General features: G+C 34.4%; 23 protein-coding genes. 14 read left to right on the top strand and 9 right to left on the bottom strand.

Features of this window, described 5'->3' with window-relative positions; genetic code table 11:
* Positions 1–33: 33 nt before the first annotated feature.
* From HN014_RS11580 to accD, 3 genes are all read left to right on the top strand, one after another.
* The gene (locus HN014_RS11580) at positions 34–2,616 is read left to right on the top strand and encodes a BamA/TamA family outer membrane protein (protein ID WP_176029031.1); all 2,583 of its coding nucleotides are present in this window, start codon (positions 34–36) and stop codon (positions 2,614–2,616) included.
* Between the two features lie 115 nt (positions 2,617–2,731).
* Positions 2,732–3,799: a class II fructose-bisphosphate aldolase gene (fbaA, locus tag HN014_RS11575; RefSeq protein ID WP_176029030.1), complete on the top strand. Its 1,068-nt coding sequence runs from the start codon at positions 2,732–2,734 to the stop codon at positions 3,797–3,799.
* Between the two features lie 72 nt (positions 3,800–3,871).
* A complete protein-coding gene (accD, locus tag HN014_RS11570) occupies positions 3,872–4,732 on the top strand; it encodes an acetyl-CoA carboxylase, carboxyltransferase subunit beta (RefSeq protein WP_176029029.1) in 861 nt (286 codons plus the stop codon).
* Between the two features lie 91 nt (positions 4,733–4,823).
* Here accD and HN014_RS11565 read toward each other — a convergent pair whose 3' ends face one another.
* Complete coding sequence (locus HN014_RS11565) at positions 4,824–5,648, bottom strand: hypothetical protein (protein WP_176029028.1); 825 nt, start codon at positions 5,646–5,648, stop codon at positions 4,824–4,826.
* Between the two features lie 168 nt (positions 5,649–5,816).
* Between HN014_RS11565 and rpsO the strand changes: the two genes are divergently transcribed.
* The 5 genes from rpsO to rpe all read left to right on the top strand — a co-directional run bounded on the left by rpsO (position 5,817) and on the right by rpe (position 10,822).
* Positions 5,817–6,086, top strand: a complete 270-nt coding sequence (gene rpsO, locus HN014_RS11560; RefSeq protein ID WP_176029027.1) for a 30S ribosomal protein S15 — start codon at positions 5,817–5,819, stop codon at positions 6,084–6,086.
* 244 nt (positions 6,087–6,330) lie between these two features.
* The gene (locus HN014_RS11555) at positions 6,331–8,520 is read left to right on the top strand and encodes a polyribonucleotide nucleotidyltransferase (RefSeq protein WP_176029026.1); all 2,190 of its coding nucleotides are present in this window, start codon (positions 6,331–6,333) and stop codon (positions 8,518–8,520) included.
* Between the two features lie 227 nt (positions 8,521–8,747).
* A complete protein-coding gene (locus tag HN014_RS11550) occupies positions 8,748–9,611 on the top strand; it encodes an RNA polymerase sigma factor RpoD/SigA (protein ID WP_176029025.1) in 864 nt (287 codons plus the stop codon).
* Between the two features lie 179 nt (positions 9,612–9,790).
* A complete protein-coding gene (locus HN014_RS22735) occupies positions 9,791–9,913 on the top strand; it encodes a hypothetical protein (protein WP_303246382.1) in 123 nt (40 codons plus the stop codon).
* Positions 9,914–10,159: 246 nt separating this feature from the next.
* Complete coding sequence (gene rpe / locus HN014_RS11545; RefSeq protein ID WP_176029024.1) at positions 10,160–10,822, top strand: ribulose-phosphate 3-epimerase; 663 nt, start codon at positions 10,160–10,162, stop codon at positions 10,820–10,822.
* Between the two features lie 211 nt (positions 10,823–11,033).
* Here the strand turns inward: rpe and HN014_RS11540 are convergent, their stop codons facing one another.
* From HN014_RS11540 to aceB, 3 genes are all read right to left on the bottom strand, one after another.
* Positions 11,034–11,708, bottom strand: a complete 675-nt coding sequence (locus HN014_RS11540; RefSeq protein WP_303246381.1) for a zinc-dependent peptidase — start codon at positions 11,706–11,708, stop codon at positions 11,034–11,036.
* Positions 11,709–12,083: 375 nt separating this feature from the next.
* Positions 12,084–13,361, bottom strand: a complete 1,278-nt coding sequence (gene aceA, locus HN014_RS11535; RefSeq protein ID WP_368660055.1) for an isocitrate lyase — start codon at positions 13,359–13,361, stop codon at positions 12,084–12,086.
* A 35-nt stretch (positions 13,362–13,396) separates the two neighbouring features.
* A complete protein-coding gene (gene aceB / locus HN014_RS11530) occupies positions 13,397–14,995 on the bottom strand; it encodes a malate synthase A (protein WP_176029022.1) in 1,599 nt (532 codons plus the stop codon).
* Between the two features lie 218 nt (positions 14,996–15,213).
* Between aceB and HN014_RS11525 the strand changes: the two genes are divergently transcribed.
* Complete coding sequence (locus HN014_RS11525) at positions 15,214–16,692, top strand: helix-turn-helix domain-containing protein (protein ID WP_176031095.1); 1,479 nt, start codon at positions 15,214–15,216, stop codon at positions 16,690–16,692.
* Between the two features lie 35 nt (positions 16,693–16,727).
* Here the strand turns inward: HN014_RS11525 and HN014_RS11520 are convergent, their stop codons facing one another.
* The gene (locus HN014_RS11520; RefSeq protein WP_176029021.1) at positions 16,728–16,952 is read right to left on the bottom strand and encodes a hypothetical protein; all 225 of its coding nucleotides are present in this window, start codon (positions 16,950–16,952) and stop codon (positions 16,728–16,730) included.
* Positions 16,953–16,977: 25 nt separating this feature from the next.
* Positions 16,978–17,469, bottom strand: coding sequence for a hypothetical protein (locus HN014_RS11515; protein WP_176029020.1), 492 nt, complete (start codon positions 17,467–17,469; stop codon positions 16,978–16,980).
* A 379-nt stretch (positions 17,470–17,848) separates the two neighbouring features.
* On the opposite strand from HN014_RS11515, the gene HN014_RS11510 reads away from it, so the two are divergent.
* The 3 genes from HN014_RS11510 (at position 17,849) to HN014_RS11500 (ending at position 20,685) form a co-directional block, all read left to right on the top strand.
* Entirely contained in the window at positions 17,849–18,013 is a 165-nt protein-coding gene (locus HN014_RS11510; RefSeq protein ID WP_176029019.1) for a hypothetical protein, read from the top strand.
* Between the two features lie 322 nt (positions 18,014–18,335).
* Positions 18,336–20,003, top strand: coding sequence for a tetratricopeptide repeat-containing sensor histidine kinase (locus HN014_RS11505; protein ID WP_176029018.1), 1,668 nt, complete (start codon positions 18,336–18,338; stop codon positions 20,001–20,003).
* A gap of 13 nt (positions 20,004–20,016) precedes the next feature.
* A complete protein-coding gene (locus tag HN014_RS11500; protein ID WP_176029017.1) occupies positions 20,017–20,685 on the top strand; it encodes a response regulator transcription factor in 669 nt (222 codons plus the stop codon).
* 19 nt (positions 20,686–20,704) lie between these two features.
* Here the strand turns inward: HN014_RS11500 and HN014_RS11495 are convergent, their stop codons facing one another.
* From HN014_RS11495 to HN014_RS11485, 3 genes are read right to left on the bottom strand one after another with little or no spacing between them, the layout of a single operon-like run.
* Positions 20,705–23,293: a carboxypeptidase-like regulatory domain-containing protein gene (locus tag HN014_RS11495; RefSeq protein ID WP_176029016.1), complete on the bottom strand. Its 2,589-nt coding sequence runs from the start codon at positions 23,291–23,293 to the stop codon at positions 20,705–20,707.
* Positions 23,294–24,202 carry a FecR family protein gene (locus HN014_RS11490; RefSeq protein ID WP_176029015.1) on the bottom strand — a complete coding sequence of 303 codons (909 nt, stop codon included), beginning with the start codon at positions 24,200–24,202 and terminating at the stop codon, positions 23,294–23,296. It lies immediately after the preceding gene.
* 54 nt (positions 24,203–24,256) lie between these two features.
* On the bottom strand, positions 24,257–24,778 hold the full coding sequence (locus tag HN014_RS11485) for an RNA polymerase sigma factor (RefSeq protein WP_368660054.1): 522 nt from the start codon (positions 24,776–24,778) through the stop codon (positions 24,257–24,259).
* 116 nt (positions 24,779–24,894) lie between these two features.
* On the opposite strand from HN014_RS11485, the gene HN014_RS11480 reads away from it, so the two are divergent.
* Together HN014_RS11480 and HN014_RS11475 are read left to right on the top strand one after the other, a co-directional pair.
* Positions 24,895–25,881, top strand: a complete 987-nt coding sequence (locus tag HN014_RS11480; RefSeq protein ID WP_176029014.1) for a putative zinc-binding metallopeptidase — start codon at positions 24,895–24,897, stop codon at positions 25,879–25,881.
* A gap of 11 nt (positions 25,882–25,892) precedes the next feature.
* Entirely contained in the window at positions 25,893–26,306 is a 414-nt protein-coding gene (locus HN014_RS11475; protein WP_176029013.1) for a DUF6438 domain-containing protein, read from the top strand.
* The last annotated feature ends 34 nt before the right edge of the window (positions 26,307–26,340 follow it).

Below are 26,340 nucleotides of genomic sequence, written 5' to 3'. Positions count from 1 at the left end.
TAGTGTATTTTTGACCTAAATAATAATTACAACTTGAAAAAAATCCTGACAAAAATATTATTTATATCTGTAACATTTATTTTTTTCATCTCTTGTAGTGCAATTAAAAATATCCCGGAGGATGATTTTTTATTATCCAAGAATGAAATTTTTGAAGACAGTATAAAAACTAATAAGTCATCTTTATACAATCAATTATACCAAACACCAAACGAAAAAATATTAGGAATCCCCTTCCGGCTACACATTTATAATTCGGCAGCGAAAAATCCTGATTCTTTATTCAATCAATGGCTATACAAAAAACCGAACAGAGAAAAAAAATTAGCTGAATTTATCTCTCAGAAACAAGTCAACAGACTACGAGAGAGTTACACTGGCTTCAATAATTGGCTTAAAAGAACCGGAGAACCCCCTACTATTATAGATAGTTCTAAAATAAAACGTTCCTTAAAAAAACTAGAATCGTACTACTGGAATCACGGGTGGTTCAACATAAAAACAGATTACTCAATATCTAAAAAAGAGAAACAAAGAGCAAATATCTCTTATTTTATGTCACCGGGACAACCTTATTTCCTAGACTCTATACAAGCAAAAATCGAGTCTCCTATCGCAGATTCCCTATATCAGTCGACTAAAAACCAATCGAAAATAGTTTCAGGAAAACAGTACAAAACAAAAGATGTTGAAACCGAAAGAGAACGACTTACTTCTTTCTTCAGAAACTCAGGGCTTTATAATTTCGAAAAGGAATTCATCAAATTCGATGCTGACACTGTAAACACCAACCACAAGGTAAACTTAAACCTGTTAATTAATAACCGGCAGGTAACTCATGGCAATTCCTCCAGAAAAATCCCTTTCAAAATTCACAAAATCAGTAAGGTAAATATTTTCACTGACTACAAATACCAATACAGAAATCTTACCCCAAAAGACACTGTCCAATACAAAGGATACAATATCTATAGTTATGATAAATTGCGATATACCCGAAAAGCAATTACCAATTCTGTACTTATTACTCCCGGAGAGATATTCCGAGATATTGACAGAACTTTGACATACAACCAGATCAGTAACTTAAAAACATTCAAATATCCAAACATCCGATATTCACTTGACCCAAATGACCCTAGCGGAAGCAGTCTAATTGCAAATGTATTACTTACACCAAAGAAAAAATACAGTACTAATATAGAGTTTGACGTATCTACCTCTTCTATTCAGGCTTTTGGTATTGGTTTTGGAGGATCTTTCCTGATCAGAAATGTTTTTAGAGGTGCAGAAACACTGGAATTATCTGCAAGAGGAAGTATTGGCTCCTCTAAAGATGCTTCTGTAGATACCGATGATACTTTTTTTAATATCTCAGAAGTACAAACAGATCTGAGATTATCTTTCCCAAAAATACTATTCCCTATAAAAACCAGTGGGATTATCAGAAAATACATGTCCCCCACCACTAACCTTGTTTTTGGTATGAGTATTCAAAAAAACATCGGTTTAGATAAGCAAAATGCATCCGGTATATTCAATTACATATGGCGCCCCAGCAAAAGCATCAACAATCAAATAGATTTAGTAAACATACAATATGTAAGAAACCTTAATAACAGTAATTATTTTAATGTTTATAGTAATTCCTATGACCAATTAAACTTTTTCGCCAAAAATGATGAAACCTATTTCAATGCAAATCGGGACAACACTCAAATTTTCACTCCAGATAACGACCTAACAATTCCCGATGGAGCCAATCATTTTATCCTTACGGCGAACTCAGACAACACAAACCTGACAGGCTTAAGTGACAATGACAAACAGGAAGTGCAAAACATTGGAGAAAGAAAAGAAAGACTCACTGAAGACAACTTGATATTTGCCTCCAGTTACACCATTGCCAAAAACACTAAAAACGGATTACACGATGAGGATTACTACCGCTGGCGATTCAAATTTGAGCTTGCTGGTAATGTTCTCCAGACCATTTCTAATGCTTCAGGGCTCACTAAAAATGACAATGAACGTTTTGAAATATTTGGAGTAGAATTTTCGCAATACGCCAAAGCAGAAACCAGCTATATTAAACATTGGTCGATTAGCCCCAATAATAATAAAGTAATTGCCTTTCGGGCTTTTGGAGGAATCGCTATTCCCTACGGAAATGCTAACAGCATTCCTTTTGCTCGAAGTTTTTTTGCCGGAGGTCCTAATGACAATAGAGCATGGTTAGCTTACCGGCTAGGTCCCGGAACCAGTCAAAGCACCAGTGAATTTAATGAAGCTAATATGAAACTAGCCTTTAACCTCGAATATCGATATACTATTTTAGGAGCCCTTAAAGGAGCCTTTTTTATCGATGCAGGAAACATCTGGAACGTAGAGGATAGTGTAGAAAAAGAAGAAGCTATCTTTTCCAAGATTGACAACTTACAGGATATTGCGGTAGGAAGTGGTTTAGGGCTTCGTTACGATTTTGACTTTTTTGTGTTGCGTTTTGATTTAGGATTTAAGACCTTTAACCCCGCAAATAATGAAGACCAAAGATGGTTTAAAGGATATAATTTTTCAAAAGCAGTATATAATGTCGGTATCAATTACCCTTTTTAGCACTTTGGATTCGAAAACAAACAACAGCATTTATAACACATAAGCTTTTTATATACGTATCATGCTTTCATTATAATTTTATTATTTTTGTAAGCTTATAAACCAAAACTAAATTATGAGTCACAACATCAAACCAGGAGTTGTAACGGGAGATCAGGTTCAAGAAGTTTTTAAACATGCTAAAGCCAACAATTATGCTTTACCAGCAGTAAATGTAATTGGTTCTAGTTCTATCAATGCTGTTTTAGAAACCGCTGCTGAACTAAACTCCCCGGTAATTATTCAATTCTCTAACGGAGGGGCACAGTTTAACGCCGGAAAAGGATTGTCTAATGAAAACCAAAAATCAGCAATAGCAGGAGCTGTTGCAGGAGCGAAACACGTACATTTACTTGCAGAAGCATATAATGTCCCTGTAATTTTGCACACGGATCATTGTGCAAAAAAATTATTACCATGGATCGATGGTTTATTAGATGCCGGAGAACAGTTTTATAAAGAAACTGGAAAGCCGCTATACAGTTCTCACATGATTGACTTATCAGAAGAACCACTGGAAGAAAACATAGAGATCTGTAAGCAATATCTGGAGCGTATGAGTAAAATGGGGATGACCCTGGAAATTGAATTGGGAATCACAGGAGGAGAAGAAGACGGAGTAGACAACACTGATGTTGACGACTCTAAATTATACACTCAGCCAGAAGAAGTTGCTTATGCATATGAAGAGCTAAGTAAAGTGAGTCCTCGTTTCACCGTTGCCGCTGCTTTTGGAAATGTCCATGGAGTTTACAAACCTGGAAATGTAAAACTCACACCAAAAATCTTAAAAAATTCTCAAGAATTTATTGCTGATAAATACGGTGTAGAAAACAATCATATTGACTTCGTATTCCATGGTGGAAGTGGTTCTTCGCTAGAAGAAATCAGAGAAGCAATTGGTTATGGAGTTATAAAAATGAATATAGACACCGACCTTCAATTTGCATATAATGAAGGAATTAGGGATTATATGAATAATAAAATAGAGTATTTAAAAACTCAGATTGGAAACCCGGATGGTCCGGAAGAACCAAACAAGAAATATTATGATCCGAGAAAATGGCTAAGAGAAGGAGAAGTTACTTTTACGAATCGCCTGAAAAAAGCTTTTGAAGATCTTAATAATGTGAATACATTATAAAACAATAAACCAAGCTGAAACTTTTTTTTAAACAAACTAAAAAAAGTTTCAGCTTTTTTAATATACTAAATTATGGCTTGGTTTAAGAGAACGCAAAAAGGGATACAAACCGCTACAGAAGACAAAAAAGATGTTCCTAAAGGACTTTGGTACAAATCTCCTACAGGAAAAATTGTAGATGCAGAACAGCTAGAAAAAAACTTCTATGTTAGTCCGGAGGATGGATACCACGTAAGAATAGGAAGTAAAGAATATTTCGAAATATTATTTGACGATAACAATTTTGAAGAGTTAGACAAAAACTTAACTTCTAAAGATCCTCTTAAATTCGAAGACAAAAAGAAATACCCAGATCGATTAAAAGAAGCACAAAAGAAAACAAACCTAAAAGATGCTGTAAGAACAGCCGTAGGAAAATCCAATGGTAATGATTTGGTGATCGCTTGTATGGATTTTGCTTTTATTGGAGGTTCAATGGGAAGTGTTGTTGGTGAAAAAATCGCTCGTGCTGCTGATCACTCATTAAAAAACAACATTCCACTGCTTATCATCTCCAAATCAGGAGGTGCCAGAATGATGGAAGCTGCGCTTTCCTTAATGCAGCTAGCTAAAACTTCTGCCAGACTTGCTCAGTTAGCAGATGCAGGAATTCCATACATTTCACTATGTACAGACCCGACAACAGGAGGAACTACTGCTTCATTCGCTATGTTAGGAGATATTAACATTGCAGAACCCGGAGCACTTATTGGATTTGCTGGTCCACGCGTAGTAAGAGACACTACCGGAAAGGAACTTCCAGAAGGCTTTCAAACTTCTGAATTCCTGTTAGAACATGGATTCTTAGATTTTATCACCCCTAGACATGAATTAAAGAAAAAAATTAACTTATATCTGGATTTGGTATTAAACAGACCACTAAGTCAAAACTAATTAAGACTTTTAAGATAAAAGTACACTATAAAAAAGGTTCCGAATAAAAACTCGGAACCTTTTTATTTATATTCAATGCCTATTTTTCTTTCTACAAAATAATTTCTTTTTCTTCTCCATCTGCATTGGTAAATATGGCTTTATTATCACAGCTACCATCTCCATAATCCAAAGTTCCACTTCGCTCTCCTCGCACTAATTCCATTACACCACTAACAATAAATCTACAACTTGCCTCTCTTCTAAGTGGAGTCGTAATCGTAGTACTATTTTTAGTTCCATCTGCAAAATTAGTTTCCCATGCGCCCGTAATCTCAAAAACATTATCTCCCCAATTTCCATTATAAGCACCTTCTATCCATTCTCTTTTCTTAGTCCCTATTCTGGAAGCTTGCGTTCCGTCTTCAAAAATCATCGTCACATCCATCTCCATAGTATATTGTGGATTCCCATTCTCATTTTCTCTTTGCCTTGTAATTGTTTTAGATCCTACAAACTGAGTACCATCTACATAAAAATCTTCAAAGCTATACATTATAACAATCGTCTTTGCTTCCAGATCCAATCCATAAGACATCAACATTTTTCCTTTTAGCACATGACCATTTCTAACTTCACAACCCTCTGTCCCAAAATCCATGACCATTTTTTTTGACGTACTGGTCAACTCTATAGATACTGTCACACAATCAGGAAGTCCCCATCCTCCTTTATATGTTTTCTCTTTTTGTGGCTGCCCTTCGAACCCCTGCAATACGATATCACTAATAACTTCTATACCATTATCAACCTTTGCAGTCAAAGCTGCCTCATCGATCGTAACGGTTTCATCTGTCGTTTTAGCATCATCATCACTACACCCAATAACTCCTAAGAAAGCTATTACAATTCCGAATTTAAAAAACCAATTTCTCATAATCATTTAATTTTATTGTTACTCATTTAAGACTCAGGGGAATAGAAAAGGTTTAAATAAAAAACGTTTTTTTTATTCAAAAAGTATTAGTAATTCAAAAAGTATTATATTTGCCAGCTAATAATAGATATTTTATTATACATAAAAATCATTAAAACTAATATTGGAATGTATTTAACAAAAGAAACGAAAGAAGAGATTTTCGCAAAACACGGTAAAGGAAAAGCAGATACAGGATCTGCAGAAGGTCAAATCGCTTTATTTACCTACAGAATTACTCACTTAACCGAGCACTTAAAAAAGAACAGAAAAGATTTTAACACTGAGCGTTCTCTAGTAAAGTTAGTAGGTAAGCGAAGAGATCTACTTGATTACCTAAAGAAGAAAGATATCATGAGATATCGTGCGATTGTAAAAGAATTAGGTTTAAGAAAATAAAGAACAAGAGAGAGGCTGCGCGCCTCTCTTTTTGATTATACGTCAATTTATAATTGACTTATATATAATAAATTTCAAAGGTTTTTGTTTTTTTAAAAAAGACAAAAAACACAAATAAACGCCTTGGTTTTTCATTGGTACAAACAACAACCACAACAACACAACCTTGTCCGCCAAAGAAAGACGGAAAAAACCAATGTTTAATTAAGCCTGTAAACATAGACAGGCTGAATCAAAAAAATATATGATTCCAAAAGTGTATAAAGAGGTTATCGACTTAGGAGATGGAAGAGAAATCTCCCTCGAAACCGGAAAATTAGCAAAACAAGCTCATGGGTCTGTTGTTGTTAAAATGGGAAATGCTATGCTACTATGTACTGTTGTTTCTTCTTATGAAGATGGTACAGTAGATTTCCTTCCTTTAACTGTTGATTATAGAGAAAAATTTGCTGCTGCAGGACGTTATCCTGGAGGGTTCTTTAAAAGAGAGGCAAGACCTAGTACGGAAGAAATTTTAACAATGAGATTAGTGGATCGTGTTTTACGTCCATTGTTTCCAAAAGATTATCACTCAGAAACTCAGGTAATGATACAGCTGATGTCACATGATGAAAATGTGATGCCTGATGCATTAGCAGGATTAGCTGCTTCTACTGCACTTCAGCTATCTGATATTCCTTTTGAAACCCCTATTTCTGAAGTTCGTGTTGCTAGAATTGATGGAGCATTTGTTATCAATCCAAGCAGAGAGCAATTAGAAAAAGCAGATATCGATCTTATGGTTGGGGCATCGGCTGATTCTGTAGCGATGGTAGAAGGAGAAATGGATGAAGTTTCTGAAGAAGAAATGACTGAAGCGATCAAATTCGCCCATGAAGCTATCAAAATACAATGTGATGCACAAATACGATTAGCAGAAGCTGTTGGAAAAAAAGAAACCAGAGAATATACTCCGGAAGAAAACGACGAAGAATTAGCTACTCAAATTCATGAAGCTGCTTATCAGAGATGTTATGACATTGCTAAGCAAGGATCTTCTAAAAAAGAACGAGGATTAGCTTTTTCTGAAGTAAAAGAAGAAATCTTAGCTACTTTCTCTGAAGAGGAAATCGAAGAGAAAGGAGAACTAATCGCTAAATATTTTAACAAAGCACACAAAGAAGCTGTTAGAAACTTGGTCCTTAACGAAGGAATTCGTCTGGACGGAAGAGCAACTACTGAAATCAGACCTATCTGGTGTGAAGTAGATTACCTTCCTTCTACACATGGTTCTTCAATTTTTACAAGAGGGGAAACACAAGCACTAGCAACTGTAACATTAGGAACTTCCAGAGAAGCAAATGTTATCGACTTACCAACATTCCAATCAGAAGAGCGTTTCTACCTGCATTATAACTTCCCTCCTTTCTCTACCGGAGAAGCAAGACCACTACGTGGTACTTCGAGAAGAGAAATAGGACATGGTAACCTGGCACAACGTGCGCTAAAGGGAATGATTCCTGAAGATTGTCCATATACTGTTCGTGTCGTTTCAGAAGTATTAGAATCAAATGGTTCTTCTTCTATGGCAACAGTTTGTTCGGGAACAATGGCACTTATGGATGCCGGTGTGAAACTAAAGAAGCCTGTTTCTGGAATTGCCATGGGACTTATCAGTGACGGAGAAAAATATGCTGTATTATCTGATATCCTTGGAGATGAAGATCACTTAGGAGATATGGATTTTAAAGTAACCGGAACTGCGGATGGTATTACAGCTTGTCAAATGGACATCAAAATAAAAGGGTTATCCTATGAAATTTTGGTAAATGCCCTAAAACAAGCCAGAGAAGGAAGACTTCATATACTAGAAAAGCTTACAGATACCATAGAGCAACCAAGCGAAACAGTTAAGGCACACGCTCCAAAAATGGTAAAAGTAACTATTCCTGAGTCTTATATTGGAGCAGTTATCGGACCTAGCGGTAAGGTAATTCAGGAAATGCAGAAAGAAAGCGGTACAACAATTGTCATCGAAGAAGATGGTGATTTTGGTATTGTAGAAATTCTCGGAGTAGACCAAGAAGCTATTGACTGGGTAATCTCCAGAATTAACGCAATTACTTTCAAACCGGAAGTAGGTAGCGTATATGAAGTAAAGGTAGTGAAGATCCTAGAATTCGGAGCTGTTGTAGAATATGTAGAAGCACCAGGAAATGAAGTATTACTTCACATTTCTGAATTAGCTTGGGAGCGTACAAATAATGTAACAGATGTAGTAAATATGGGAGACCTTATCGATGTGAAGTATTTTGGTATTGATCCAAAAACCCGCAAAGAAAAAGTATCCAGAAAAGCTCTTCTACAAAGACCTCCTAGAAAGGAAGGAAAACCAGGTGGAAATCGAGACAACAGAGATAATCGAAAGCCAAAACCTGAGAAAAAAGAAAGTTAATCTTTATTCAATATTTATATTCAAAAGAAACACCTTTTACATCAGTACAAAGGTGTTTTTTTTATTCGCACATTCCTTGAAATCTCTATAAAAAACAATAGTTATCAGATATTTAACTATTTAAAATTAAAAAAAAATTATTTTTTTGTAACATTTATCCTTCTTCTTACGTATAATAATTGAATAGCCCTAAAATATTCATAATTAAATTTCTAGGAGACATATAGATGAGACAACTAAAAATTACGAAGCAGGTTACCAATCGTGAAACCGCATCGCTAGATAAGTATTTACAAGAAATAGGAAAAGTAGATCTTATTACAGCAGATGAAGAGGTGGAATTAGCACAACGGATAAAGGCAGGAGATGAAAGAGCGCTTGAAAAACTCACGAAAGCTAACTTGCGATTTGTGGTTTCTGTTGCTAAACAATACCAAAACCAGGGTCTAACACTTCCGGATTTGATCAATGAAGGAAACTTAGGACTTATTAAAGCGGCTAAAAGATTTGATGAAACCAGAGGTTTTAAGTTTATCTCTTATGCTGTATGGTGGATTCGTCAATCTATACTACAGGCGCTTGCAGAGCAATCACGTATTGTACGTCTGCCACTGAACAAAATTGGTTCTATCAACAAAATAAACAAAACATATGCCTTCTTAGAGCAGTCTCATGAACGCCCTCCAAGTGCTGAAGAAATTGCCAAAGAATTAGACATGACCATTAATGACGTTAAGGAATCAATGAAAAATTCAGGACGTCACGTAAGTATGGACGCTCCTCTGGTAGAAGGAGAAGATTCTAACCTATATGATGTATTAAACTCTGGAGAATCTCCAAATCCGGATAAACAATTATTACACGAATCCCTTCGTACCGAAATAGAGCGTGCTCTGGAAACATTAACTCCTAGAGAAGCAGATGTTATTCGATTATATTTCGGTCTTGGAGATCAACATCCTATGACATTGGAAGAAATTGGAGAAACCTTTGATCTAACCAGAGAACGTGTTCGCCAGATTAAAGAAAAAGCAATAAGAAGACTAAAACATACGTCTAGAAGTAAAATATTAAAGACATATTTAGGATAAATTCCTAAATTGCAGTTACAAACAGTTTATAACATAACTGTTCGTTTTTTGATTGATGAATGACCTCCGGATTGATTACCCGGAGGTTTTTTCATATAACACACTTATCACGCCTAAGTGTATTTATTCGTAAACCCCTGTATTCTAAATGGTTTCAACAAATAATCAAAAAAGAAATCATGTCGAAAACGCTTCAACGAATCTTAAAAGTAAACACGATGAAAGTGAAGTATACTGGATCATTTATTTATTGTGGAGGAGGAAAGCTTGATGATTGGAACAAAAAGACAGAGGATAGTTAGTTCCTTAACGGTATCACAATCTTGTTACCGATAAATTATTAAATGAGGATTTATAGATAAGAGTTACTAAGTATTTGATTCATATTGATTCTCCTAAAGTTATTTCCTGTATACAGCTTTTCGTTATCCTTGTCCAAAAGATGGATTTTCAGGAGTTTCTTCTTTTTATTTTACACAAAAGTTCTATCAAAACTTGTTTGTGTTTTCAAATCAAATAGTATTTTTGCCGAAAACAACACAATTTTTATGAGTTCAAAATTAATTGCTCCTTCTGTATTAGCTGCTGACTTTGCTAATCTTCAAAGAGATGTCGAAATGATCAATAAAAGTGAGGCAGATTGGTTTCACATTGATATTATGGACGGTGTATTTGTCCCGAATATTTCTTTTGGGATGCCTGTACTTAGAGATATAGCAAAACATGCATCTAAAACAATCGATGTTCACCTTATGATCGTGGACCCTGACAGGTACATCAAAACATTTGCGGATTTAGGAAGCAATATACTCACTGTACACTACGAAGCTTGTACACATTTGCACCGAACATTACAAGCTATCAAAGCAGAAGGCATGAAAGCCGGAGTAGCCTTAAATCCACATACTAATATATCGTTATTAGAAGATGTTATTACTGAAATCGACCTGGTATGCATAATGAGTGTAAATCCTGGTTTTGGAGGACAATCATTTATTGAAAATACTTACAACAAAGTAGTTCAGTTAAAAGAGTTAATTACCCGAAAAAAAGCAACTACTTTAATTGAAATTGATGGAGGAGTTACCAGTAAAAATGCTAAGCAACTTGCAGATGCCGGAGCTGATGTATTAGTAGCAGGAAGCTTTGTCTTTAAAAGTGAAGATCAAATACAAACTATAAAAGAACTAAAAGCCGTTGCCAATTCTTAAAAAACATAGTTTATAAATATGAGAAAAGCGAGTTTTAAAACTCGCTTTTTTTAGCGCATAATATTATGACTAAAAACAGCATCGTCTACTACTAATACTATGATAACAGTACATTAATTTATTTAAAGGAAGTCATCATACACAAGAAGTTACGTAACAAGATATCAACCTGCGTAAATCAACATATATCGAAGCTTCAAAAACCCTAAACTTACTCATCAAAATATCTAAAATTAAGCATCTGACTCACATAATCATATACCTTGGGAAGATGTGTCTTTAACTTCATTGGCGAAAGCATAAAAACCTCAATTAGTACTGCGACAAATTCATATTTATCAGTAAAAGCATAGGCTCTAAGGATATTCGCCTTTAAAACTTTCTCTTTCATTTCCGGAGAATTTAAGTATTGCTCCAACTCTAGAAAAGTATCATAAAAAATCTCTGCACTGATATCTGTATTTTTTATAGCCGTATAATGAATTGCATGTGCTACCTCGTGAATCCCTAAATTACTATCCAAAGTTTTCTGATTTTTATTCTGAAAATGCTCCCAGGAAAGTACTAATGCTTTAGATCTGGGATTAAACTCACCTTTATGCTCTCGCTGATTGAGTACAGAAAAAAAAGTACTGGGGTACAAAATAATAGTCGTTAGATACTCTATCAGATATTTCCTCATTCCGAAGGTTAATTGAATAACAATCATCGAAATTTTCATTTTCATTTCATCCGTAACCTTCATTTCTTCTCTTCCTACGAAATCCGTTGTATCTAAAAAACAAGCTACTCTATGCTCGAAGTATTGTTTTTTGCGCTTATTCAATTGTTTATAAAATGTATTTTCTTCTAAAAAGCGCCTCATAGCATCAGGCAGTTTTCTCATTCGAAAATACCAGTGAATAAAGTAAGGCCTTTTATAAAACTTCACATAAATAGTTTCCAAATAGCGGAGCACATAATATACGCAGATCGAAAAAATTATAAATACAGCAACCCCTCCAAAAATCGGATTGATTTTCGGTCCCTCATGTTCTTGATACAAAAACAGGTATAGCAGTCCGTATTCCAAATAAATGTTTTATTAATTCCCCCCTTAATGTAGCATTTTTATTGCAAAAACACAGTATCATCAACTTATTAAATTCCATTTATTATTGAAAAAAGAACAAAAACACCCCATATTACATATTTCCTTTTTAGTCAATAACTATCAGGTTTAGCAATATGAGGTATTCTCACAATTTTTGGCGCAAATGATTCAAAATTGTTCTTCTTCCGTACTTCCATGCATTGCAGCTGTTGCTGTTTTTCCTGAAGTAACCACCTGTTGTATCTCATCAAAATAAGCTGTTCCTACAAATGCTTGATGCTTTACTGCTCTAAAGCCTTCTTTTTGTAACGCGAACTCTCGCTCCTGTAATTCTGAATACCCAGCCATACCTCGTTCTTTATAAGCTTTTGACAACTCAAACATACTGGTATTTAATGCGTGAAAACCTGCCAGAGTAATAAACTGAAATTTATATCCCATCGAAGCCAGCTCTTCCCTGAATACCTCCATTTCCTCTACAGAAAGTTTTGCTGCCCAATTAAATGAAGGAGAACAATTATACGCCAGCATCTTATCCGGATATTCTGCATGTATTGCTGTTGCAAATCTTCTTGCTTGTTCCAGGTCAGGAGTACTGGTCTCCATCCATATTAAATCTGCATATGGCGCGTATGAAAGTCCTCTGTCAATTCCTTGTTCTATTCCATTTTTTACATAGAAAAAACCTTCATCAGTACGTTCTCCTGTTACGAATTTTCGATCTCTTTCATCGATATCACTGGTTAACAAATTAGCAGCATCGGCATCAGTTCGGGCAATAATAACGGTAGGAACCCCCATTACATCAGCAGCCAATCTAGCTGCTATTAGTTTGTTTACTGCTTCTTGAGTAGGAACCAATACCTTTCCTCCTAAGTGTCCACACTTTTTAGCAGAACTTAATTGATCTTCCAGGTGAATCCCGCTTGCTCCTGATTCGATCATTGATTTCGTCAGTTCAAACACATTTAAATTTCCACCAAACCCAGCTTCAGCATCTGCTACAATTGGCACTAAATAATCTTTCTTGTTTTTCACATGATTGACTACCTGAATTTGATCTGCTCTTAACAGTGCATTATTGATTCTTTTTACCACTTGCGGAACACTATTAGCGGGGTACAGAGATTGATCCGGGTACATTTCTCCTGCTAAATTTGCATCGGCAGCAACTTGCCATCCGCTCAGATAAATCGCTTCTAATCCTGCTTCTACCTCCTGCACAGCCTGATTCCCTGTCAAAGCTCCTAACCCGGCTACAAAATCCTGAGTCTTTAGCTTCATCCACAATTTTTCGGCTCCTTGTCTCGCAATGCTGTATTCAATTGCATACGATCCTTGAAGCTGCACCACTTTTTCTGGAGAATAAGGGCGCTCTACCCCTCTCCATCTGGGGTTTGTTGTCCAATCTATTAACAATTCTTCTGCTTTTTGTTTTGCGTTCATAATTCCGTAATTTTTAAGTTAATTTGTTTGTGTTGTTATATATATTGGTATGCTCTTGTCGTCAAAAACTCTTCAAAATCATTTGCTATGACTAATCGCCTAAAAATAGAGATCGCATTGAGGTAATTTTCTTTAATAAACAATTGTTCTCCTACTTGTTTTTTAATGATCAATAGTTCATCCTCAAAAAGGGTATTAAATCGGCGTTTATTAAATATACTCCCATCGTCCAGCGTCACTTCATTTTTTAACCATTGCCATATCTGAGTCCTGCTTATTTCTGCTGTTGCGGCATCTTCCATCAGATTATAGATAGACACAGCTCCATTCCCTCCTAGCCAGGTCGCTATATAATGAATTCCGACATTTATATTTTTTCTAATACCTTCTTCTGTAATAGTCCCTTTGGGAATTTCTAACAGATCTTCTTCTGTAATAGTCACTTCATTCCTGTGTACATCTAGTTGATTTAGTCCTGGCATATTGGCATTAAACACTTGCATTGCCAATGCTACTAACCCAGGATGAGCAACCCATGTTCCATCATGTCCATTCAGTACCTCCCGTTCTTTATCAATTCTAACTTTTTCAAAAGCTTTTGCATTTCTTTCTTCATCTCCTTTTATAGGAATCTGGGCTGCCATTCCTCCTATTGCCAAAATATTGCGCTTATGACATCGCTGAATCACTAACGTACTGTAAGCATTCATAAACGGACTTGTCATTGTTACCTGGTCTCTATCCGGAACGATAAAGTCTTTATGATTTCTCATTTTTTTGATGTAGCTAAAAATATAGTCCCAGCGACCACAGTTCAGCCCTACAATATGGTCTTTTAAGGCATAGATAATCTCATCCAGTTGAAAACTGGCGGTGATGGTTTCTACGAGAACCGTAACTTTTACACTACCCTTTTTCATCCCTAAATAGGTCTCTGAAAAATCGATCACATCATTCCACCAGATTGCTTCCTCATAATGCTCCAATTTTGGCAAATAATAATATGCTCCTGTTCCATTAGCTTGTAATCGCTGGTGATTATGAAACAAATAAATTCCAAAATCAAATAATGCGGCACTCACCTCTTTATCATGAATCAACATATGTTTTTCATTCAGATGAAGTCCTCTGGTTCTCACTATTAAAACTGCAATTTCTCTATTGAGTTCGTATGTTCGCTCATTCTTAGGACTGTAATAAGAAATAGTTCTATTAACTGCATCTTTCAAATTCTTTTGCCCTTGTAAACAATTATCCCATGAAGGCGCATTACTATCCTCAAAATCTGCCATAAAGGTTTTTGCTCCTGAATTCAGTGCATTAATAATCATTTTTCTATCCACTGGTCCAGTAATTTCTACACGCCGATCCTGAAGATCCTTTGGAATAGCACCTGCGACCCAATTCCCTTCTCTGATTTCTTTTGTGTTTTCTAAAAACGCTGGAGTTACTCCCCGATCAAACAACTGCTGTTGTTCTTCTCTTTTTGTAAGCAGTCGCAACCTTCTTTCATTAAATCGGTTCTGTAGCGCTTCTAAAAATTCCAACACCTCATCTGTTAACATTTCTGGATAATAGTTTCTAACATCTTTTGTGAAACTAATGGTTTGGCTAATGCTTGTTTGTGTTTTCATCTGTTTGTGTTTACTGTTTATTCAATGTTCAGATGGAATTCGCACTCTTAATAATTCTACTTTTTTCAAATCATTCAGCATGCTCATTTCATAATTGTCTCATTATCTGAGAACAATATTAAAAAAAAGTTTTTTACAAAACAAGCGAACGTTCGCTAAAAGCGATTTTTTGTTATTTGAAAATATTCGCATAAAGTATTATTTTTGCCTCTATGGCAATTGCAGAAGAATACATACGGCTTATTTTTGGATTGAAAATCAAGCAGATACGAACAGAAAAGGATCTATCTCTTTTTGGGTTATCGAAATTAAGTGGCTTATCAAAATCGTACCTAAATGAAATTGAAAAGGGAAAAAAATATCCTAAAACAGACAAAATCATCAAGTTATCAGAGACGCTTGATGTACCATATGACAAATTAGTATCTCTAAAACTCGATAAAAATTTAGCTCCAATAGGGGATATTCTTCAATCGGGAATTCTGGATGAAATTCCATTAGAATTATTCGGAATTCACCAAAGAGATTTGATTGACATCATCGCGAATGCTCCTTCTAAAGTAAATGCTTTTATCAGTACTATTTTTGAAATTGCTCAACATTACAATATGAGCCGGGAAGGTTTTTTTCTCGCCTCGCTCCGATCATACCAGGAGGCACACAATAACTTTTTTATAGAACTGGAAGCACACGCCTTGCGGTTTGCGAATTCTTATCAAATAGATCTTCAGGGAAACCTAACTTCTACGGAATTAGAAGAAATTTTGATAGAGGAATACGGATACACCATCAATAAAGAGGGAATCCCCAAACAGGAAGAGTTAATTAATCTCCGGTCTGTATATGTTCCCGCCAGTAAAACCTTATTATTATCAAAGGAGGTAGATGAGGCACAACGAACTTTTATATATGCCAAAGAAATTGGATATCAATATATGAAAATAGTAGAGCGTCCTTTTACATTTTCATGGATTAAGTATGATAAATTTGAAGAAGTACTTCATAATTTTTACGCATCTTATTTTGCCGGAGCTTTGATTATTCCCAGAGACCATTTTAAAAAAAATCTCAAAGATCTTTTCGAAATGAAGCATTTCTCAGAAAGAGCTTTTCACAAAATCATGAAGTTATACAATGCATCTCCCGAATCTTTCTATCAAAGACTGACCAACATTCTTCCTAAAGATTTTGCCATGCAAAATGTATTTTTTCTTCGCTTCACGCATCATCCCAAAACGAATAAATTTAACCTGGTAAAAGAGTTGCACATCACACATCAGCAACAACCTCATGCCAATGAAACCAATGAGCATTACTGTAGAAAATGGATGGCTATTAAAACACTGCAACGTACTGCTCAAAAAGACCTCACGTATTCTTTTGACATTCAAATCTCTAATTATGTAGAAACGAACCAACGTTATCTGGTATTTACTTCGGCCACTAAAGACCCATTCAAAAATGAATTTTACCGTAGCATTGGGATTGGTTTTTTAATCTCTCCTTCTTTGGAAAACAAAATTAATTTTGTGAATGACGCTAAGATAAAGGAAGAAAAAGTCGGGGTTACATGCGAATCTTGCTCCTTATCCGATTGTGATCTTAGGGTTGCCCCTCCTAAAAGGTTATTAGCAAAACAAAAGAATAAAAGAACGGCAATGCTTGTAAAAGAAATAATGGCTCAATACGAAAAATAACCAAATACTGCCGATCGCCTTATTAGTTATACTCCTTATTTCTTTCTATACAAAATACTATCTCTTCTATATGCTTCTAAAATATAATGTTTAATTTCTTCTACAACTCTGTCTATAGAATCATTTATAGTAGGTGCTACAAAGAATCTGGGGGTACCATCTTTATCTTTTTCATACCAGACTAAAGGAATTTTCCCCTTATCAATATCGGTAGAAGTACTATATGTATCTTCGGTTCCTATCTCTACTTTATCTAACACTATATAATCATCGCAATTTTTTAATTTATTCAGAGTACACTGGTCGGATTCGATTGGTACAGCATTGGTATTCTGACCGAAAACAAAAAAAACATACCAACAAAATAAAAAAAAGAATTCCTTCCATAACAGCTATGAACTGTATCAAAACATATACAGGAGGAAAATAGCGAGACCCCTCCTCACCTTTTCCTCCTGCCTCAACTCTCTCTGCATCATCCTTCCGAATTAAAACTTTCTTTTCTTTCTCGTCTATAAAGTCTTTATAATTTGTAAAGCCGAGATATTTACAAAACAAATCGATTGTTTCTTTAGAGGGTTTCCCTCTATTTATTTCTTCAAATAAATACCTTTCAAAGGCTCTCTTAATCGTCATATAGCTTATTCGTCCATACTTTTTTTCTTCTATTTCATCGGCCACATGATTAGACAATGCATTTTTTGAATGTGAAACACATTCGTTTTTTGCTTTTTCGAAAACCTCTTTTACTATTCTTCCAACTTTTTCGTGATCCATTATTATACAATACCAATTACAACTTAGATTAACCCTTCTTCATATCTAATGAAACCCCTTTGTTTACTGATGTTCGAAACTTGTATAAAACAAGTATACAGTTTGTGTGTATTCCCTTCTTGAAACTATTATTTCTTTGCCTCAAGAATTAGTTTCTGTTATACTTTGCTAACATAACAATTGTACAAAACTAATCTTTACGGAAACCCGTAATACGGTCGATTTTATATTAAACAGGGAGGGATATAAAATGATTCGTATCGGTTCCTTCTTCCCAAAATCAAAATATCGGAGTACTCCATAGAACCCGTGGGATGCTAGTCATAGCATACTATGACTAGCTCCCCCTTTGTCTAAAATTGAAATTATTTAAAAAAAAATGAAAACAATATTTTATACAATGATCGCATTGTGCGTCATTACCAACTTAACCTCATGTTCAGAGGATACGACATCTGATGATCCGATATTACTCGAATTTGAACATCAATCTACAGAAGGAGATGATGGGCAGGTAGCTCCAGATCCTGATGATGATGATTAACGTAAGTATATAAGCCGTATTTCTTGTACGGCTTTTTTTTTTGTTTTAAATTTAGTTGTTAAAAACAACCTTGCTGTATCGTCTCTTCTTAATAACCTACCTTTTACTTTTTATTTCCTGTACCAAAAATTCCTTAGAATTAGAAAAAAACACAGTTACTCCCCCTAATAGCTTCTTTTATTTTCAAAAAGCTAAAGACAAATCTATTCCGCTACAAGAAAGATACAAGGCTATAAACAGCGCATACGAGCTAAGCAAAAAAAACACGAATGACACCTTACTTCTAAAAATACTTCAGAAGAAAAGTGTCATTCACTACTTAATGAAACAATACGATAGCTTGCAACTATTCAATACTCAATTATTACACGCTGCTATTCTCAAAAAAAACCCGTTTCATATTGGGAAACATTACTCATTAAAAGGAGTGTACTATAAAGAAGTAACCGGAGATCAAAACAGTGCTTTTTATTATTTTAATCAATCAAAAAATTACTTTCTCCAGATTGGGGATAATGGTCAAGTTGGAAAAGCTTTATTAAACATGGCATTGATTCAACAAAACTTCAGTGATTTTTTTGGAAGTAAAGAAACCATCACAGAATCCTTACAATATCTTATTCGTGCCCAAAAGACTAAATACATCGCTTCTGCTTATAGCGTATTAGCTACGAATCACCGAAAATTATTAAATTATGAAGATGCTATAAAATATTATAACAAAGCCATTGAGATTACAGATTCTGAAAAAGATCGGTTCGTATATCTTAACAACCTATCTGCTATTTATATCGATCACAAAAAATATAAAAAGGCTATTCAGGGCTTCAAAACAATCCTGAATAATTCTCTGGCAAACAAATGCGTAAAAAACAAGGCTCGTGCCATCGATAACATGGCGTATGCCAAATGGCTATCCACTCAGATAGATGTAGAAAATGAGTTTCAAAAAGCGTTAAATATTCGCTTAAAAAACAAAGATCTCAGAGGGCAAATAGCCAGTTATACCCATTTAGCCGAATTCTTTGCAAATAAAGATTCTAAAGCCGCTAAAAAATGGATTGATAAAGCCTTGATTGTATCTAAAAAATCAAACAACCCTAAGGCAGAATTAGACGCTTTAAAACTATTGATCAAGCTAGCTCCGCTTAATCTTCCTATAAAAAACAGGTATATCATTTTACAGGACAGTTTATACAAGCAAGAATTAACAGTCAAGACACAGTTCGCTAAAATAAAATATGACGACAAGTTAAAACAGGAAGAAATTCTAAAACTCAAAAACCAAAAGGCAAAACAAGAAACAGAAACCGCTAAACAAAAAGCACATAAGACTATTTTTCTCTCTAGTGGAATTATCATTCTTTTAATTGGATGTTTCGTTATTTATTTTTTAAAACAGCGATATAAAAGAGAAAAAATACAGGAAACCTATAAAACCGAAACCAGAATATCCAAAAAGGTTCATGATGAGTTAGCGAATGACATCTACAATGTAATGATACAATTAGAAGATGAAAACAAACCGGAACTCCTCAACAAAATAGAAGATATTTACTCCAGAACACGAGATATTTCCAGAGAAAACAGCAGTATTGATACCGGACAAAATTACCCGGAAGAATTATCAGATATGCTGAGTAGCTACACCCCAATAGATACCATGCTAATTGTAAAAGGGTTTGATCATATCAATTGGGAAAAAATATCTGGAGAAAAAAAAGTAACTCTATATAGGGTTCTGCAAGAATTAATGACTAATATGAAAAAACACAGTCAGGCTAAACTCGTAGCAATCACCTTTTCTAAATCTTTTAAATTGATAAAAATAAACTACTCTGATAATGGTAGAGGAATAACTGAAAAAGCAATAAATTACAGAAATGGGCTTTACAATGCGGAAAACCGTATAAAAACTATAGGAGGATCATTTATATTTGATTCGGAAACAGAAAACGGTTTTAAAGCCGAAATACAAATTCCTAATTAATCATAGAAAGCTCATGTTTAAAAAAGTGTTAGTTGCGGAAGACCTAGGAAGTATTGGGCATGGTGTTGCCTCCATGCTTAAGGAAAAAACGGAAAACATTGATATTCATCAATCTCAATACTGTGATGATGCTTTTTTGAAATTTAGAAGAGCTGAACAGGACAACACTCCTTTTGAACTTCTTATTACCGATTTATCATTTAAAGCTTGCTTTAGAGAACGAAAGCTCACCTCCGGTATCGAATTAATTAGCGCTATTAAAGCAATTCAACCCACGATTAAAGTTATCATGTACTCTATAGAGGATCGACCTACCAAGATAAGTACATTTTTCAAAAAACTGGAAATTAACGGATACGTATGCAAAAGCAGGTATGGTCTAAAAGAGCTAGAGCATTCTATAGAAGAAGTTTATAATGATAATATTTATATTTCTCCTCAAATATCAAATGCTCTCAACAAAAAAAATGTTTTTGAATTGAATGATTACGACATTATTTTGTTGAAATATTTATCTAAAGGGCTTACTCAAGATCAAATTGCCAAAGAATTCAAAAAGGAACATATTTCTCCTCATAGCATCAGTTCTGTAGAAAAGCGCTTAAACAAATTAAAACAGCATTTCAAGGCTAAAAACGGTATTCATCTGGTAGCTATGATCAAGGATCTCGGACTGTTATAATCAATCCCCTATCTATTTCTCAAAAATTAAGCCTAAAAAAAACAGTAGGAGTCACTCTTAATGATACTTTATCCGTTTGCCTAAGCTTATACAATGTATTTCCTGACGGGTCATCTTCCTCTAGAATCGAATACGATCGATTAATCACATTTTGTTTATCATACAGGTTGAGGATAGAAAAACCGGCTTTACCCCGAATATTTTTTTGTTTAGAAACATCAAACGTATATACTGTAGAAAAATCAAGACGGTGATATAATGGCAATCGATTACCATTTAATTCTTCATAAAGCAACGCTATCTCTTCTCCTTCATTTTCCAGGTCAACAATTTCTGTATAGGGGGTTCCGGATCTAAATGCCCATCCTAATGAAAACATAAACTTATTCCATGAATAAGTATGTGACCACCGCAACGAATGTCTGATATCATAATTCGAAGCGAATGTTTTTTCATCATTCAATCCTTCAAATAAAAAATCACTTTTGGCATAGCTATAACTTATCCAGGATGTATAATTTGTAAATTTCTTTTTAACTAAAAAATCAATCCCTTTTATTGTATTTTCTCCGATGGATAAAACCTCGGTATCTTCTGTACCAAAACCTTTTCCTATAGAACTCAGGTCATTGATAAATTTATAATATGCTTCTATATCAATCAGCCATGAATTGGCTTTATATTCTCCGCCAAAAGCTATCTGATAACTTTTGAGAATAGGAATATCACTTTTGTTTGCGACTGCCCATAATTGATTTTCTAATCCAAAATCATTCGTATATAACTCAATAATCTGGCTTACTGTTTGGTTTTTTGTATCTCCTGCTATTTTCCCCAGCAATTGTTTTGTTAGTTTCCGTTTATATGCAATTCTAGGAGCGACCAGAAATGTGTTTAATGAATGATGATAACTTCCTCGGATACCTCCTATCACAATATCCTTTGCTCCTGTATAGGTTACCTCTGAATATCCTGCATAAGCAATATTTGAAGCTTCATAAATATCTTCAAAATCAAAAACATCCTGAAAGTCTGATGTATTCTCTATCTTGTATGAAACATCTACATTAAAAAACTGCACCCCATTTCGCCAATCCCATTTTTTTCCAATCCTCCAATATGTATCTAATGCTCCTCCTATCTCTTCTAATCTATTTTCTTTATCTAACAAAGTCCTTTTTTCTCCAAAAAAAAGATCGGTTCCTTTATAATTTAAATCATAATTGGAATAGTGTCCTGATAATTCATACGAAAATTTAGCATTCTTTTTATGCTTATATTTTACACTAAGCCCTTTATTATTTATAGCTAAAAAATTCGTTGTGATTTCACTTTTATCTAATAAGCTTGCCTGATAATCCAATTTATTTTTGGTGTACAAACTACTCAAAGTCACTGCTCCTTTATCTGTAATCTTTGAGTGAATTTTGAATGTGTAGTCCGAAAAATAAAATGCATTTGTCGTTTCAGAAAACTCGGGAGTAAAAAAATCTTGATCTGTTACTATTTTTGTATTTTGAAACACTCGTTCGGAAAATCGATTGTACATGATAGTTCTTACGATATCGGTATATGATCTTCTGAACGATGCCAATATTCCCGTGGTTGAAGATACAGGAAGTTGAATATACCCATCTACATGGGTAAAATTACTTCCTAAACCTCCTTTTACTTTTTTATTTAATTCATCTTCTGTACTAATATCAATAACCCCGGAAATCCGATCCCCATAATACGATCCTATATTACTTTTAAGTAACTTTACTTTTTTAGTAATGTATGGATTAAATGCGGATAACATTCCGAAAAAATGTCCTGTATGATACATTTTTATCCCATCCCATAAAACCAGATTATGATCTGGGGTTCCTCCCCGAATAAAAATTCCCGAGGCAGTCTCACTCGGGCTTTCTATTCCAGGAAATTGTTGAATGCTACTTAGAAGATCGGGTTCACTCATTCCTGATATCATTCCCATCTTCTGGGGAGTAATAATAAAATGCCCTTCGGCTGTTTTATCAATTCCCTGTATCAGATATTCTTTAATTAAAACTTCTCCCAACAATATATTATCAGGGAATAATATCACCGCTGCACAAATACCTTTTTTAAATGTTGTTACCGGTTTTTCAATACTAGAAAATCCTATATATGATATAACAAGTACATCTTCTTTTTTGGCATTCAAAATTTCGAAATACCCATTAGCATCAGATATCGCCCCTTCATCTCTTCCTTGTATTGCTATAGTCACATTTCCTAACACCTCGCCATTACTAGCATCTTTTATATATCCACATATCTGATATTCATCACCCTCTTCCTGAAAATGAATAACATAATATCGGTGATTTATTTTTTCTATTGATCCGTCGAGTTTTTTTTCGAGTATTTGTAACAAAGGTTCCAACCTATTATCTGTGTATGACAATGATATTGTCTTTCCCTGTAACCTATTAGCATTATATGAGAATTTAATTTTATATTCCGCTTCTATTTTTTGCAAAACTTCTGTCAGGGGGATTTGTTCAAATGAAAATATCTTTTTCGTCTGAGAAATTGTAATCACTGGAATTAAAAACAGCGTCAAAAAGTTTCGTACTTTCATTTATTCAGCCTCAAGCACAATGGTGGTTTTATCCTTAAAAATATAAGAAATTCTCATAGGATCAAAAACTGTTTTTAAAGCTATTTCCAGATTATCATGCGCAAAACCACCAGTATATAAAACACGTTGGTCTATCGAATGTACCTCAAAGACAACATCAAATTGTTTTTGCAAAGCAGTAATTACATAGTGAATTGGAACTTCTGCAAAAGTACTTTCTCCCTTGATCCAGGAAGGAACTTCTTCTTCAATTTTCCAATTTTTCTGGGTTTCATTTATTTTTCTAAAAGCATCTCCTTTATTCAGTATTCGTTCTCCGATAGTAGTTCCTGAAACTTTTACTCTTCCTTCATGGCACTGTACTTCTATAAATCCCTTTTCTACTTTGGTATTAAATCTCGTTCCTAATACCGTCACAGCTCCTTCTTTAGTTTTTACGACAAATGCACTTCCTTTTTCTACCTCAAAATACGCTTCTCCATCCAACAATACAGTTCTGTTGGCATCCCAATTTTCTTTATCATAGGAAACCTGTGTTTTTGCATTTAGTTTTATTTCAGAACCATCTGGTAATGAAACCACTTTCGTTTCTCCATAAGTGGTTTCAAATTTCGTACTATTATCAAAAAAGTAATACATTCCTAATAGTATTGCTACCGAAGCAGCTGCCATATACAACCATTTTGGAAAAAGAGGACGCATTTTTGATGTTTCATTCAGTTGTTCTTTAATCTGCTTCAGTATTTCCTCTTCTTTATATTGAGGAGCATCTAACGTACCTATCTTTTTAATAGTATAGCGTATTCGCTCCGTTTTTTCAGACTGTTCAAAGGCTTCTAATTCTTCTTTTGTCAATTCATTATTTAACCATCTAACCAGAAAAGTGTTATCCGTATTTTTTTGTTCCATGGTTTTTCTCTTTATCCTCTATTAATATAACAAGATGCTCCCCTTATTACCCTACTAAACATCTCCAATTTCTTTTCTAATGACTAACAAGGCATTATACATTCGTTTTTCTACTGCCTTTACCGAAATTCCAACAATTTCTGCTATTTCCTTGTAGGTTTTTTTATCTATTCTATTTAGTAAAAACACTTCTCTTTGACCATCCGGAAGATTGGCTAATACTCGTTCTATTTTTATCATGAATTCTTTCTCTTCCAATAAAAACTCAGGAGACTCAATAGATCTTTTCTCTGTATTTCCTAATGTTTGACGATGTCTGAAAATTACTTTCTTACGAGTTTCATGATTGAGGTGCATGTTTTTTGCAACGAGGAATAAAAAACCGGCAGCCTTCTCAAAAATTACTTTAGAACAATTCTTCCACAATTTTACAAAAGCTTCCTGAACAATATCCTCTGCCTGTTCTACATCTCCTGATTTATAATAAATATAATTTCTAAGCGTACGTGATTGACTTCTATAAATATCTTCGAACACCTTAGGTTTACATATATCTTTGACGTTTTCTGACATCATTTAATTTCTTGTTATTATCAAAACTAAAACTTTTTTCAGAATCCTAAGTAGGGTATTCCCGTAACATGTTGTTTTTATTTATAGTAACCGATATTTAATTGTAAACAATAGTTATTATGAGGAAATCATTCGAAAAATTAAAATTCTTATCTATTATTTTTTTATCAGTTCTGATACTGAGTAACTGCAATAAAGACGATGATGGTATCATTGTACAACCCGATGAAAAAGAAACCGAAAACCACACAGACCCGGATCCTACAGATGAGCAAGGAGAAGGAGAACAAGGAGATATTACGTTATATCGAGTGGTTGGAGAAAATCTCGTAAAAGAAAAAGATTATACTGTTTCCGGAAAGCATGAAACTTTTCAAAAAGATACTCAGAAACATATGGAAATATGGAATCTGGTCAAAAAAATAGTTCCTCCTTCTTATCTAAAAAAGATGAATGAATTTATCATTTATGCGGGAGAAGCCAATGGTACTGCAGGATATGTCTACGAAACCAAAAAAGATTTATCTACCTGGCGAATGGGAATTGCTATTGATTTTGCCTACGATGGTGGGTTTAATGCCAATGGAGAACTGGCTTATACAATAATTCATGAATTCGGACATATTCTTACCCTGGATAATTCTCAATTAGACAGTAGTACTTCTTCCGACAATTGTACAAACTTTTTTCCCGGAGAAGGCTGTGCCAAAAATGACGCTTACATCAATGTTTTATACAATAAGTTTTGGAAAGATATTTGGAATGCATATAAAGACGCCCAAAACGACGAATCCCAAAAGCAAGAATTTTATAATACGTATCAAGATCGATTTGTAACCGCTTACGCTTCTACAAATCCAGGAGAAGATATTGCAGAAGTGTTTGCCACATTTGTTACCAAAGACAAAAGAGACAGTAATTCAACAATTGCCTCTCAAAAAATAAACTTGATGTATGAGTATAATGAGCTTATAAGGCTTAGGGACTTTATTAGAAAAAACACGGTTTCTTCCTCTAAATCCAAAAGGGCACTACCTGTTGCCGGACAATGGAAACAAGCATCTAGAATAGGAAAAAATCATGGTCAATGTCGAAGAAAACACTAAAATACACACCTATGAGATTAGTATTAATTGTATCATTGTTCATCACTATAATATCATGTGCTTCTAGTCAAAAAGAGTTGCCCTCCTCTTATATAAAACTTTCAAAAACTTCATGTTTGGGGACATGTCCTGTATATGATATTAAAATATCAAAAAAAGGACTTCTTTTATATAACGGGATTAATCATGTTCCAACGATGGGAGTATTACAGAAACAACTTTCTGATAAAGAACTAAACAAGATCATATCATTGTTTGAAACTTCTAAATTCAAAACGATAAAGCCCGTTATTAAAAAAGAGATTCGAGATATTCCTAAAGTAATTATTTCATACGAAAATCAGCTTTTAAAATTCCATGGAAATCAAGTACCTGAAAGTATTCAAACAATTATTACGTATCTAGAAGCTATAGTACAGCCATAGAAGGGCTCCTAAAATATGTAAAGCCTGCTTCTCA

Source organism: Aquimarina sp. TRL1, from assembly GCF_013365535.1.
Classification (GTDB): Bacteria; Bacteroidota; Bacteroidia; order Flavobacteriales; family Flavobacteriaceae; genus Aquimarina; species Aquimarina hainanensis.
This window is presented reverse-complemented; position numbering and strand designations above follow the sequence as displayed.